The organism is Streptosporangium sp. G12 (genome assembly GCF_052983175.1).
Genome location: NZ_JBRIQO010000026.1, coordinates 39422 through 51713, shown reverse-complemented (window position 1 = coordinate 51713; position 12292 = coordinate 39422). Strand labels below are relative to the sequence as shown.

The 12292-nt window shown below is 60.5% G+C and carries 14 protein-coding genes; 8 read left to right on the top strand and 6 right to left on the bottom strand.

The annotated features are described in order from the left end of the window. The first annotated feature begins 168 nt into the window (after window positions 1–168). Together ACVCAG_RS34215 and ACVCAG_RS34210 are read left to right on the top strand one after the other, a co-directional pair. Entirely contained in the window at window positions 169–1320 is a 1152-nt protein-coding gene (locus ACVCAG_RS34215; protein WP_440082614.1) for a histidine kinase, read from the top strand. Continuing rightward, window positions 1295–1945 (top strand): response regulator, encoded by a 651-nt coding sequence (locus ACVCAG_RS34210; RefSeq protein WP_440082613.1) that lies wholly within the window; start codon window positions 1295–1297, stop codon window positions 1943–1945. Before ACVCAG_RS34215 ends, ACVCAG_RS34210 begins: the two co-directional genes overlap by 26 nt. A 386-nt stretch (window positions 1946–2331) precedes the next feature. Here ACVCAG_RS34210 and ACVCAG_RS34205 read toward each other — a convergent pair whose 3' ends face one another. The 5 genes from ACVCAG_RS34205 to ACVCAG_RS34185 all read right to left on the bottom strand — a co-directional run bounded on the left by ACVCAG_RS34205 (window position 2332) and on the right by ACVCAG_RS34185 (window position 5000). After that, entirely contained in the window at window positions 2332–2481 is a 150-nt protein-coding gene (locus ACVCAG_RS34205) for a hypothetical protein (RefSeq protein ID WP_440082612.1), read from the bottom strand. Next, window positions 2469–2936 (bottom strand): hypothetical protein, encoded by a 468-nt coding sequence (locus ACVCAG_RS34200; RefSeq protein ID WP_440082611.1) that lies wholly within the window; start codon window positions 2934–2936, stop codon window positions 2469–2471. The genes ACVCAG_RS34205 and ACVCAG_RS34200 overlap by 13 nt, the downstream gene beginning before the upstream one ends. Window positions 2937–3010: 74 nt before the next feature. Next, window positions 3011–3262, bottom strand: a complete 252-nt coding sequence (locus ACVCAG_RS34195; RefSeq protein ID WP_440082610.1) for a hypothetical protein — start codon at window positions 3260–3262, stop codon at window positions 3011–3013. 875 nt (window positions 3263–4137) lie between these two features. After that, complete coding sequence (locus ACVCAG_RS34190) at window positions 4138–4461, bottom strand: hypothetical protein (RefSeq protein ID WP_440082609.1); 324 nt, start codon at window positions 4459–4461, stop codon at window positions 4138–4140. 284 nt (window positions 4462–4745) lie between these two features. After that, window positions 4746–5000 (bottom strand): hypothetical protein, encoded by a 255-nt coding sequence (locus tag ACVCAG_RS34185; protein ID WP_440082608.1) that lies wholly within the window; start codon window positions 4998–5000, stop codon window positions 4746–4748. A 472-nt stretch (window positions 5001–5472) separates the two neighbouring features. Here ACVCAG_RS34185 and ACVCAG_RS34180 point away from each other — a divergent pair, with 472 nt between their 5' ends. Further along, a complete protein-coding gene (locus tag ACVCAG_RS34180; protein WP_440082899.1) occupies window positions 5473–5937 on the top strand; it encodes an inositol monophosphatase family protein in 465 nt (154 codons plus the stop codon). Between the two features lie 182 nt (window positions 5938–6119). On the opposite strand, the gene ACVCAG_RS34175 is transcribed toward ACVCAG_RS34180, so the two are convergent. Beyond that, the gene (locus ACVCAG_RS34175) at window positions 6120–6380 is read right to left on the bottom strand and encodes a hypothetical protein (RefSeq protein WP_440082607.1); all 261 of its coding nucleotides are present in this window, start codon (window positions 6378–6380) and stop codon (window positions 6120–6122) included. Window positions 6381–6798: 418 nt separating this feature from the next. Between ACVCAG_RS34175 and ACVCAG_RS34170 the strand changes: the two genes are divergently transcribed. The 5 genes from ACVCAG_RS34170 to ACVCAG_RS34150 all read left to right on the top strand — a co-directional run bounded on the left by ACVCAG_RS34170 (window position 6799) and on the right by ACVCAG_RS34150 (window position 12229). Next, window positions 6799–7002, top strand: a complete 204-nt coding sequence (locus ACVCAG_RS34170; protein ID WP_440082606.1) for a hypothetical protein — start codon at window positions 6799–6801, stop codon at window positions 7000–7002. A gap of 51 nt (window positions 7003–7053) precedes the next feature. Continuing rightward, window positions 7054–7452 carry a hypothetical protein gene (locus tag ACVCAG_RS34165; protein WP_440082605.1) on the top strand — a complete coding sequence of 133 codons (399 nt, stop codon included), beginning with the start codon at window positions 7054–7056 and terminating at the stop codon, window positions 7450–7452. Then, window positions 7433–7879 (top strand): DUF6228 family protein, encoded by a 447-nt coding sequence (locus ACVCAG_RS34160; protein ID WP_440082604.1) that lies wholly within the window; start codon window positions 7433–7435, stop codon window positions 7877–7879. The genes ACVCAG_RS34165 and ACVCAG_RS34160 overlap by 20 nt, the downstream gene beginning before the upstream one ends. Before the next feature lie 1039 nt (window positions 7880–8918). Continuing rightward, the gene (locus tag ACVCAG_RS34155; RefSeq protein ID WP_440082603.1) at window positions 8919–11543 is read left to right on the top strand and encodes an HD domain-containing protein; all 2625 of its coding nucleotides are present in this window, start codon (window positions 8919–8921) and stop codon (window positions 11541–11543) included. A gap of 233 nt (window positions 11544–11776) precedes the next feature. Further along, on the top strand, window positions 11777–12229 hold the full coding sequence (locus tag ACVCAG_RS34150; RefSeq protein ID WP_440082602.1) for a hypothetical protein: 453 nt from the start codon (window positions 11777–11779) through the stop codon (window positions 12227–12229). Window positions 12230–12292: the final 63 nt, after the last annotated feature.

Below are 12292 nucleotides of genomic sequence, written 5' to 3'. Positions count from 1 at the left end.
GGCGTGACTCCTGACGTTGTCGGGAGTCATCAACGGTGCCGCCGGCGAGGGCGCGGCCACATCGCCATCACGGCCATGGTCGCATCACACTAAAGTCGGAGATTTTCGGACGGACGGCATCGACGTTCGTAGGAGGTGACGCGGCGCCGCCCTGGCTACGCTGGGCCGATGGTGACGTACCGGAACGCGCTGCGGCGGGTCGTCACGCTCGGCCCGCACGCGATCAGCGTGGCCTCCGTGGCGTTCTGCCTGTTCCTGACCATTCTGGCGGTCAGGGTGCCGTGGGCGCCGCTGCCGCGCGTGGTCATCGCGGCCGCCGGGCTGGTCGCCACGGGCGCCGTGTGGTTCCGCGATCGGTGGCCGACCGCGGTCACCGCCATCGGGGCGGGTGCGTACGCGCTGTCGGGCAACCCCGGGCCGCTGCTGATCGGCCTGTTCTCCGGTGCGGGGGCGCGACTGGGCCCGCGGTTCGCGGCGCTGGCGGCGATCGGCGTGGCGGGATTCCTGGCACAGCAGTGGGTCGACGACGGCAGGTTCGGCACGGACACGCTGCTCTCCGCGATGGCCGCCACCGCCGCCGTGCTGGTGGCCGGCGGGTACACCGCCACCCGCCGCGAGCTCACCAGATCACTGCGGGAACGCGCGGAGCGCGCCGAGACCGAACAGCACCTGCGCGACGAACAGGCGAAGGCCGCCGAACGCGGCCGAATCGCACGGGAGATGCACGACGTGCTCGCGCACAAGGTCACCCTCATCTCGCTGCACGCCGGCGGGCTGGAGGTCAACCCCGGCGCGGAATCGGCACGGATCGAGCGGGAGGCGGCGCTGATCCGGGTCACCGCGCAGGAGGCCCTCGAAGAGCTGCGGAAGATCGTGGGTGTATTGCGGGCCGGACATGACGACGGGTTTCCCGACCTGCGGCGATTGGTGGATTCCTGGACGTCGGCCGGCAACGCCGTCACGCTGCACGGCGACCTCGGCACGTTGCCGGTGGCGACCGCCCGGGCCGCCTATCGGCTCGTACAGGAAGGGCTGACCAACGCGCACAAGCACGCCGCCGGAGCACCCGTCACCGTCTCCGTGACCGGGAGCCCGGAGGACGGCGTCACGATCACGGTCACCAACAAGCGATCGCTCCGGCCCGCCGCGCGCCCTTCCGGCGCCCGAGCCGGTCTCGTGGGCCTGGCAGAACGTTTCCGGCTGATCGGCGGAACGGTACGCAGCGCGCCCGGCGATGCGGGAGGCTGGCGTCTCGAGGGCCGGTTGCCGTGGGGCGCATCCGCGAGGGACGCACATGATCAGGACACTGCTGGTGGATGACGAATCGCTGATCCGCGCCGGACTGCGGTTCATCCTCGAATCCGCGCCCGACGTGGAGGTCGTGGGGGAGGCCGCGGACGGGGACGAGGCGGTCGACGCCGTGCACCGCCTGGGGCCGGACGTCATCCTGATGGACATCAGGATGCCGCGGACCGACGGCCTCGCCGCCACCGAGGCCATCCGCCGGCTCGCCCGTGCGCCCGCGGTCGTGATCCTCACCACGTTCGACAGCGACGAGCACGTCTTCACCGCCCTGGAGGCCGGGGCCTGCGGATTCCTCCTCAAGGACACCTCGCCGCACGATCTGATCCGTGCCGTACGCCTCGCGCACAGCGGTGACGCGATGCTGTCCCCGCAGGTGACCCGGCGGCTGATCCACCGGGTCACCGACGCGCCCATCCGGCGTCGCCGTGACGCGCTCGCCCGGCTGGAAATCCTCACCGGCCGCGAGCGGGAGGTGCTCACCGAGGTGGGGCTCGGCCGCTCCAACACCGAGATCGCGGCCAGCCTGCACATGAGCGAGGCAACCGTCAAAAGCCACATATCCCACTTGTTCGACAAGCTCGCCGTCACCAACCGGGTACAGGTGGCCATCGCCGCCTACCGCGCCGGCCTGGTGGACTGAGCATTTCCGTACGTGGACGCGGGTACCCGGCGTCCCCCGTACCGCCGTGGCAGCAGAGCCGTTCCGGACTCCGTCCCCCACCACCGAGCCGACTGAAGAGCCCCCTCGGCAGTCGCCAATCTGACGATCGGCGCCCGTCCCTTCCACGGAGAGTTGAAGGGCGAGCTGAACGCCAAGGTCCCCGCTCAGGAGACCGCTCATGCCCTGACCACGATGTGGCGGATGGTCATTGCCGTCGCCTTCGTCGTCGTCGCGCCCGCCATGATTCTTCTCCTCGGGCCTGATGCGGGCCTGCCTCCGGAATGGATCGCCGGCCTTACCACGGGCAGAGGCAGGAGCGTCTCCTTCCCTGGTAGCAGGCGGGGATCATGCGTGTCGATCGTCTGTCAGCGGGTGTGCTCGGTGGTGGCCAGCCCCGCTTCCCGCAGGCGGGCGCAGATCTTGTCGTGGCGGGCGGTGGTGATCTCGCTGGAGCCGCTCGGCCGGGCGGCGGAGATCCACAACAGGTTGCCCTTGCGGTCGGTTAGAGCCGGCACCAGCAACCCATGAACCTGGTGCTTACCCGAATGGTTCCTACGGTTGTCCGGTCCCGTGCGGCGGCGCTGCGTACCAGGGTGCCATCGAGTAAGACGACCTCGCCGCCCCGCTCGGCGGTCTTGTTCAGGACACGGTCCAGCCGTGACGCGCGGGCGGCCAGAAGGACGACGGACTCCAGCACCCAGCGGCGCACGGTGGCGGCCGAGACCTGGTTGCCGCCGGCGATGTCGGCCGGGCGCCGGTCATGGCGCAGAACGGCGAGCACGATCAGGGCGATCTTCCCGGCGGGCAGCTTGCGCCAGCGTGAGCCGATCGCCTTCAGGTGGCCGCGCCGCAGGTCGGCCAGGAAGGTGAGGGTCTGGGCGGACAGCGGCAGGGCGCAGCTGCAGACGAGCGACGGCGCGTCCCCGGTGGACGTCGCTGTTGCCGACGTCGTGGTCATGGTAGTGGTCACACACCGCCAGGCCCCTGCCGGGGACGTGCCCGGACTCTTCGGGCAACCCCCTGGTCAAGGGGCTGCGGACACCATCAGCACCGGGGCAACGCGGGGCGGCACCGCGCAGCGCCGGGCTTGGTCGGAGCAGCGGCGAACGCGCCGCCGGGAGTTTTACGCAGCCACCCCCGCTCGGCCAGCCGGTTCAGTTCGGCCCGCACCCCCTCCACCTGCCCCGGCTCGACAGGCGGCCCGAGCCGCTCGCAGATCGCCTTACAGATCACCGGACCGTCGGCGGTGCGCACCGTCGTAAGCAGCGCCTGACAGTCGGCGGGCAGATCGCGCACGTCACGGGCCTGGTGACGGCAGGGGTCAGCAGACCTGCGGAGGACGGCTCGGCCACGCGACCGGCGGATAGCGCCACCTGGTACATCAGCGCCATGTCGTCCCCGGCGTCGTCGGCCTGTTCGGACAGCTCTGGGGCCGGGCCGTTTCCGGCGAGGAGTTCCTTGACCACCTGTTCTGCGACCCAAAGTCGTTACAGGCCGTCTTCGGTTTCGGCCAGCTGCGTCCGCAGGCGTTCAGCCTGCGTGGTCGTGGAGACCAGGCGCGTGGTGATCTCCTCCAACAGTCACTGCGACACGGGGGTCCTCCGGCTGACGACACGTCAGTTACCTAGTGAAAGCGCCCGGACACGGACGACAACGATTCAGGTTGTGGCGCCGCAGCCGAATCCCGGAAGATCCGCTTTTGTCCGTGGCAGACGATCGACGATCAGCTCCATCGGGCCGAGGAAGCTCTTGCATGTGCGCAGAGCCAAGATCTCGTGTCGGGGGCGGGTGCGCCAATCGATCACTCAGTCTCTAGCCTGTTCCAGTCCCAGAGGCAGAGCCTCCAGGACATCTGAGGCCAACCTGTCCGGGCTCCACAACGGACCATCGTCCGGAGCGAGATCGGCAATCAGCGACGCTCGAAGATTGAAGCGACTCGCGTTTGCGCTCCTCGTGGGGTAGCCGGCCTCTTCGGCACCGTCGAGAGCGGCGAAAGCAACCCGTGCCCAGATCCGCCGGGCCTCACCTCGATCATGATCCTGCGCACAGCCCTGATTGAGCCGCCACGCGCTCAACCACTCGTTGACGCGATTCGCGGTGACCTCTTCACCAGTAATGCCTTCCACTCTCCTCACCATCACATCCAACGGCACTGGGCCGCATTTTTTGGATCAGGGCCCGGTCTGCGGAGCGCCGTTGTGAGGGCGTATGGCGATGGTGCTGACGGTGCCGTCGCCCCAGACGGTGGTGTTCATCATCATCTGCCCGTCCAAGGACACCATCGTGAACTCCGGCACGAAGCGCGTTGTGAACATCGCCGCCATCCAGCTTCGCAGCTGATCTACCTCGCTCGCGACCAGGTCCCATTCATCAAGGAGTCGCACCTGGGCCCAACCTCTGTGGGCCTCCCGATCGTCCCCGTCGTCGCTTTCCGTATAGGTGACCCCGAGCAGGAACTCGCGGTCATCGTTGAAGAGGCCGTACTCCGTCGCCATCCGGAACCAGCCGCCATCCGGAACCAGCCCGCGTTGAGCTTGTCGGCCATGGAGTCGAGATGCCGGCCTCACCAGGAACGCGGCGAGCGGGAAGACCAGATTCTCACCCTGACCACCTACTCCGTTCTAAAACGTTGACCGTCCCAGAGCCGGACGCCCCTGCCGGAGGCACAGCGGTTTTCAAGAGGGCTGCGTTTCTAGCGGAGACAGGGGCTCTCACCAGGGCGGGAGCGTCTTTCCTCGTCCCAACCACCGAAGATCATCCCGCGCATATCCCGCAACGGCTATTCATCGACCTCGGCATGCCTGGCACGCTCTCGCAGCCGACGTAGGCGACGGTCGTACTGACCGGCATATGACCTCTCGGCTCTGTCGATCAACCGGTTCTGCGGATCGGAGGAGCTTTCATACAGCTCGGTCTCGAATGGATCGTGGTCGTACTCGATCAGCCGGACCAACGCCTCACGGTCCTGCTCGATGGAACCTCGCGCCCGAACCTGTCCGCGCCACCTTTCGGCACTAGCCATGGCTTCATCCACGTCTTGACCCTAACTGGCGATTCCAGGTGACAGGCACCTACCTAAGCCGCATTAGCAGCTCGGGGCGCCATCGTTCAGGACGGTCCCACCTGGACCAACATCCCTTCCTGACCTGCCTGGAACGCGCTGGTACGGCGGTGAACTGCAACCCAAACCGCAACCCATGGCGATCACATCCGGAGGAGCCTTCGATGTGGCGAACAGGACCTTACGATCATCTTTTGTCCGACCTCACGCTCCTGGAAATCGTCGGCTCAGTCTTTCCCGGACCGTTCATCTACGGCATCGTCTTGGGGGCGGTGGGCATGATCCGGTTATTCAGATGGCGTTGCGTGCTCCGATACACCGACCGGATCAGAGCCGAGGAACTCACCGCCGCATCCGCCAACTCAGGTCCGCGGGTGCGAGGAGCAAGTGAACCAGCTCGTTCAAACCGAACCCGGGATGCCGGCGAATGCCCGTTCGTGGCTGACTGCCGTTCCTCGGCTCCCACTACAGCGCGGCAGAAGGACATGGAGCCCAGGCCAACGGACAAGAGATCCACGCGAGCGAGACCGGCGACCTTCACGCCGCCGTGGTCGCCATGGGTGATTACGCCGTAGGCAGCGACGCGCAAACGAAAAACCGTCTCCGCCTGGCACTCACCCACGAACTCGTCGTCCGCGTGCAACGCATCCGGATGTTCGGAGCGGCCTCGATCGATCTCGCCTGGGTGGCGGAAGGCAAGGTCGACGCCCTCATCATGATGAGCAACAAACCGTGGGACACCGCCGCGGGAGTACTCATCGCCCGCGAGGCCGGCGCCAGCGTCGTCGACCTGGACGGCAGCCCGCACACCATGAACTCCGCAGCCACCATCGCGGCGAGCCCCAAAATCCTCGCTGATCTCGTCGAACTCATCGCCGAAGCGCGCAAGGACGCAGAGCGTAGCGAATAGCTTGCCGAATTGTTCTTATGGGTATCAAGCGGCGGCGCGCCGCGCCGCCGTACCCGGCCCTCTGCCGCCCGCCGACCGGGCGTGCGGCGTGGGCGCCGGTGCCGACCGGCGGCGACCCGGGCCGTAACCGTACCGCGCGCCCGCCGTACCCAGATAACGCGCCGACCACCGGCCCGCCGCCGCTACACGTCGTCAGTTCCTTCCGCTTCACGCCGTCGAGCCGCTCGCTCCTCCGCCTCTCGCTTCTGTGCTGCTCTCTCCGCCGCCACACGCTCCCGCAGCTCCGCATCCGCCACATCGCGCGGACGCGGAACCTGACTCCGACGATCATGCGTGAGCGCCAGCCTTATCGCCACATAAATCACCAAGAACAGCACCGCCATCGAGAACAACCACGAAAGCACTCCCCACAGCCACACAAACAGCTCTCTCAACTCGCCCACCCGCCCCTGTCCTCAGCGTCCGATCATTATTTCGATCAAGCCTGCCCGATCCATCCCCATACCGTCTATTGCCTCCGGCGGGGGCTTCCGGCTCCGGGATGATCGCCAGAGGCAGAGGCCCGGTTCGTAAATGGTTAAGAGCCGGATTTTCCCGTCGCCGTCGTCCCAGAGCAGGCCGAGCAGACCGGGGCCAGGGGGGTGGAACGACGGCGACGGGAAGATCCGGCGGGTGGGGTGTGCGTCCGCACGGGGTTCTCAGGCCGTGCCACTCGCGTGCCAGTACGGCCGGAAACAAGGGGGAATCACTGGGACTCACGGGCAAGGGAAGACCGCCTCTCACCTGCACCGCAGCAGTTCGGGAAGCCGTGTACCGAAATCTTCCAAACTGGTTGTCACATCCCGCCGCTACAGTTCGATCATGGGTGACGACCTCAAGAACGGCCTCATCTGGTGGTCTACTCACCGTGCCACCGTTGGGTTGATCGTGCGCGACGGCATTGTGGTTGAGTCCGCCTCGTATGCCCGGCGGTGGGCTCAGGGACGCGACGCCCGAGAGATCTACCGCACGGGAGAACGGCAGACAGGCATCACGCTCGCCTGGATCCCAGCGAACGAAGACTGAGGTATCCCCGCTATGGGATTTGCCGGGCCGAGCTGAATTCAGGGAGAACTGATGCGGGAAGCAGGTCACTTCCGAGAGCTTCGTCATGGTCGACCAGATGGGCCATCTCTCGTCGATGCGGTAGGGCAGGGCCGCTACCTCGATCGGCGGCAGATTGCCGACTATCTGATGACCGCCTCTGTGCTGGCCGTCACGGGTTCCATGGTTGACGACGTGATCAACCCGGAGAAGAAGCGGGTGGCCCCCTTGGAGATGGCCACGGACGGGGAGTGGACATGGCCGCGGGATCTCTCCTACTACGTTCGGGAGTACGGCGTGGCACTCCCCGCCGAGTTCGTTGATCACATCCGACGGGCGAGATGGACCTCACCTCAGCTGTCACACGAACAGCTTGCCGAGTTGACGGACCGGATGTGGGAGGAGATCCACGGTGAGTCACCCGAGCTCTGATCGTCTGACTCCCGAGGTGCGGATACCCCTCGGACCCGCGAAGACGTTTGTCCGGCTGGCGCATTGCGAGCGCCCCGATGAGGATGCCCTGTTGGTCTTCCTCGTCCACGTTGAGGCTCCCGGCCTGCAGGCCGAGGTAGACGTTGACACGTTCAGGGGAAGCGAACTCGCGGATTTCCTTGACTCCCTTGTGGCCGACTTCACGGGATGGGAGGGTACGCGGACGTGGGAGTCGCCGTGGGCCGATCTTCAGCTCGAAGCCGTCCACACGGGCCGCTCCGTCAACTTTGGCTGGACCCTCCGCTTCCCAAATCGGACCGAGGACCCCAGTGGTATCTGGTTCGCCACGGTCCACACCCATGTCGCACCGGGCGAGGAGCTGACCAATCTTGCCCGCGAGGTCCGAAGCTTTCTCTACGACGAGTGAGAGCCGCCGTGTAGCCCAAGCCCAATACTGAGGGTTGATCACGTGCCACAGGCGTGCCAGATCTCACGGGAAACGAGGGGGAATCACGGGGACTCACGGATCAAGAACGAAGAAGGCCCCTCACCGCATTTCTGCTGATGAGAGGCCTCTTTACGCTGGTGTGGCAGGTGCAGGACTTGAACCTGCGTAGGCTGAGCCGACGGTTTTACAGCGGGCCGACGATTCCGACTGCGGCATGCCTTTGAGCTGGCTGTATAGCTCCGCTTGAAGCCTTGGCGTACGAGATCATCCCGCACATACCCCGGATCTTGGTATGCACTCCCACACGCTCTTGCGCTGGGCGATCCACCGGGATCGGACTACCTATGCCGGAAGCTCTTGCTTCTTGATTCCTCCTGATGCAACGGCGCTCAACCTCGTTCCCCGGTGAGCCAGGGTGAGGAACGAACCCTGGATCTTCGATCGCCCCCGACCACGGCAGACCTCAACCACGATGAGGCGATCGTCGGGCTGCATCGGGGCGGCGGCGCGACCAAAGGCCGGCGGGGACGTCGGTACGGCGTGGCGCGCGTGCGGCGACGGCCCGGAGTCCTGCCCGTGCGTCGGGACCGGCCCCCAGGCCGCATGCCCGGCGCGCGCCGCAGGCGCAGGGCCGGGCGACGGCGCGCAGCGCCGCCGCCCCTTGATACCTACAAGGACAATTCGGCAACGAGGTAAGCATCCAGTTGTGCGCTGTCTGCCATCAGGATAGATCAGCATCGCCTATAACCCATGATTCGGTTATCCGCAATTAACGACACATTGTGTTACTTCTGAGTAGTTACAGTAACGATCAGGGTAATCCGGTAACCTGCCCCAAGAGAACATCAACCACTACTTGATAGCGAATACTCTGCCCTGCTTACCGCAAACTCCATCATGAAGGTGAAAATTGTCAATCCACCACCAATTCGAACGCACTCCTCTCTGGCGCAGAACTCTAGCCGCAACTCCTGAGGATGAGTATGAGCGGGAAAGAGAGACGCTAAGGAACTCATATATGCAGTTTCGTTCAACAGTAGAGCCCTTGGCAAATGATATTGCAATATCGATGCCAATGTTCACCGACCATTCAATGCTTCATATCGACTCCCTTTGGGACACCGCATCACTAGTCTGTGGTGACGATTATCCAATCAATCCAATTGAAGCTTTTATCCTAGGTGGCGCGTTTCTCTTACATGACTTAGGCATGGGGCTTGTGGCATATCCCGAAGGATTGGATTGCGTAAAACGAGATCCGCAATACGCAAACATTAGAGCTATGATTGCAATCAAGGGCGATCGGGAAAAGACATCCAATAGCTCGATACAGGACATGCTAGAAGAGCAAGAAGCAGCAGTGAGTGTCTTGCGTTTGCAGCATGCTCAGCAAGCAGAACGGCTCGTAAATGAAATATTCCAAGTTCCTGGTGGAACGAGCTTTTTTCTACTACAAGACTCGGCCTTAAGGCAAGATTTCGGAACACTTATTGGCAAAATAGCTCATAGTCACTGGTGGGATGTAGATCTACTAGGTGAGAAGTTTTCCCAACGTCGAGGTTCCATGCCCCAACACCCTGCGGAATGGACGGTCGACCCGTTGAAGATAGCGTGCATATTGCGCTTAGCGGATGCCGTTCATATTGACAGCCGAAGAGCCCCGACTTTTCTTCATGCCTTCCGAAAGCCTTCTGGAATATCTGGACAGCACTGGCATTTTCAACAGCGAATTACTAGACCACTCGTAGTTGACGATAGGCTGGAATACACGTCTACAAATGGTTTTAGCCATAACGAAGCCGCTGAGTGGTGGCTAGCATTTGAGACAATTAAAATGATTGATAGCGAACTTCGACGCGTGGACGCACTGTGTGCTGACTACAGTCGGCCTCGCTTTGCTGCTCGCTCTGTTGCTGGCGCTGATTCCCCTTCCCGCTTCGCGCGATACATTCCGACGCAAGACTGGCACCCTATGGATGCCAGCCTTCGTGCGACACAAGTACAGAATTTGATAGGGAATCTTGGAGGAGAATATCTATACGGAAATGAACCAAAGGTGGCAGTTCGCGAGTTAATAGCAAACGCCGCAGATGCCACTAAGGCACGCTTGGCATCATTTGGCGGTAGTGATGCAGTGGTCACAGTGTCATTGCGTTATGAGGAAGATAGCTGGTGGCTAACAATATCCGATAACGGCATAGGAATGGATGCCAAAAATCTCGTCACTTCTATGACGGATTTTGGACGTTCATCATGGAGATCCGAATCCATGCTTGAGCAGTATCCCAAACTACTGGAAAATGGATTCACACCAGCAGGACGGTTCGGCATTGGCTTTTTCTCTATTTTCATGATTGCCGAAAAAGTGCACGTGAAGAGCCTGAAATATTTCGACTCTCCAAGCAATACTCATGTTTTGGACTTTCCTGCAGGTTTTAAAGAGAGACCCCTGTTGAGGGTTGCTCAAGAGAACGAAAGATTGCGCATCGGAGGAACCGTTATAGAGGCTCGACTCAAGCTTCCGCCGAATCACCGTAACGGACTTCTACCAGAATCAGCCGAGGAGGATATAAGCGAAGAGTTTACCGATATGCTGATCGAACTATGTGCGTTATCTGAGGTTGATATTGATGTCGTAAGTCTTGCATCAGACTCTCCGGCCAGGCTAGTCCGAGCTAATGATTGGCGCTATATTCCATTAGAGGATTTGTTTGATCGAATTTACAAATCAGACATGGTCTACTATTTTGGTACTGATATTGAAAGAACCCTTAGAACGTCCTTTAGTACCGTCGCATCGGAAGTAAAGAACGCGGACGGGGAAGTAGTCGGGCGTGCCATGATTGCGCCCAATGCCCTACTAGGGATCGATGATATTCATCGCTATAGCGTGTCAACATCGGCTAAAGTTTACGTAGGCGGTTTTGCGTCTGCTGAACTCAATGGCGCTCTTGGCGCATTCCAAGGATTTCCACAGAAGGCTGATCGGAATTCATCTTTCCCTGTAGCGTCACCGGTCGATATAAAACGGTGGATTGACGAACAGGCAGGAAGAGTAATACCTCTCCTTGGTAATCATCACGATCGCAAGCTATGGTTGTGCGCCACGATTGAGTCTTTCGGAGTTTCCTCACCGAACCTTCCCTGTGCAATTGCAGACTACAAGGCAATGACGCGCACAGAATTAAAAGAGTGGGCAGAAAAACAAGATACTATTACGCTCATTCCTCAGCATCATCTATCGCAATATTTCAGAAAGGGCGGCTCTCCTAAATTTTTTTCACAGCTAAGTGGCCGAGAAGTTGTGCTTCCAGGCAATGCTATTGTTTTCAACACTCATCCACAATGGATATTTCCCGAGGATGTTTTCCCTACCCCTAAAGGGAATTTTGCTAAGTTTCCAGAAGAGATAATGGAAATATCTTCCTGGTGGAACCAGACGGGTAGCTATGGCTGCTCAGGAACTACCATTCAGGCTATCGCCAATGCTTGGGAGACTTCAATTGAGCAACTTCTAAGGAGTTCAATTTCCCGCGGTTTCATCTGGTTTGATGACGAGTCTTACACGCCATTGCAATATCTTGATGGCGATGGATATCTGCGCGTAGGCGCATTATTCTTAAGCAGAGGACGGCTCGGATAATTATTTAAAGTAGGCAATCATCATGTTATCCAATTCGAGACTTAAATCATGTCATGGAAGTGCAGATGCGACGAAATTCGAGATCTGTTTACCAGAAGTCCCAACAGCTCGAAGGGAGATTTTCGATAACAGCAAGCGGTGGCAATATGGCCCGAAGATCTCCTAGGTCAGCTGCCTTGAAAAGGAAGTATGCTAAGCCATATCTGCAACACTCTTCAATGACCTCGGACGGCGTGGACCAGTTTGTCCTAGAGCGATACAAATATATTCTTCAGCAAATTCATGCGATCAATGAAAATGCCCATAGATATCTTGCCTTATATCAGACTCTAGTAACTGCAGTTGCAACTGCAGGCATTGCTCTTTTTGTTGGTTACAAAAATTTTGGGATTGCTGCCAACGTGGCGAGATCCGGTCTAATTGGACTCATGCTGCTTGAGTCTTTAATTGCTGGCTTCACTGTCCTCTTGGTCGTAGCAGGCATGCTTTCATGGTTTGATTATCGAAAGGAGGAGTGCGCTCTAACTGATGTATACATCAGTCCAGGGTTTAGGAACGAACCCCGTTGGCGGAATTTTTTTCGTTGGCACGAAACTTACATCGCATTATTCATGATAGGTTCAACTATCTTCATGTGGGTCCTTGTTCTGGCATTCTTGATGCCAGCTATGCAACTTTCCAACTGATATATCTGATGTAGTGTTGCATTAAATATCCCTGTGTAGTCTCATTGAGCGGTGCTCGTCATG

Coding starts and splice junctions, on each gene's coding strand:
- ACVCAG_RS34215 (WP_440082614.1), top strand. CDS start 169: ATGGTGACGTACCGGAACGCGCTGCGGCGGGTCGTCACGCTCGGCCCG.
- ACVCAG_RS34210 (WP_440082613.1), top strand. CDS start 1,295: ATGATCAGGACACTGCTGGTGGATGACGAATCGCTGATCCGCGCCGGA.
- ACVCAG_RS34190 (WP_440082609.1), bottom strand. CDS start 4,461: ATGGCGACGGAGTACGGCCTCTTCAACGATGACCGCGAGTTCCTGCTC.
- ACVCAG_RS34170 (WP_440082606.1), top strand. CDS start 6,799: ATGGGTGACGACCTCAAGAACGGCCTCATCTGGTGGTCTACTCACCGT.
- ACVCAG_RS34165 (WP_440082605.1), top strand. CDS start 7,054: ATGCGGGAAGCAGGTCACTTCCGAGAGCTTCGTCATGGTCGACCAGAT.
- ACVCAG_RS34155 (WP_440082603.1), top strand. CDS start 8,919: ATGCAGTTTCGTTCAACAGTAGAGCCCTTGGCAAATGATATTGCAATA.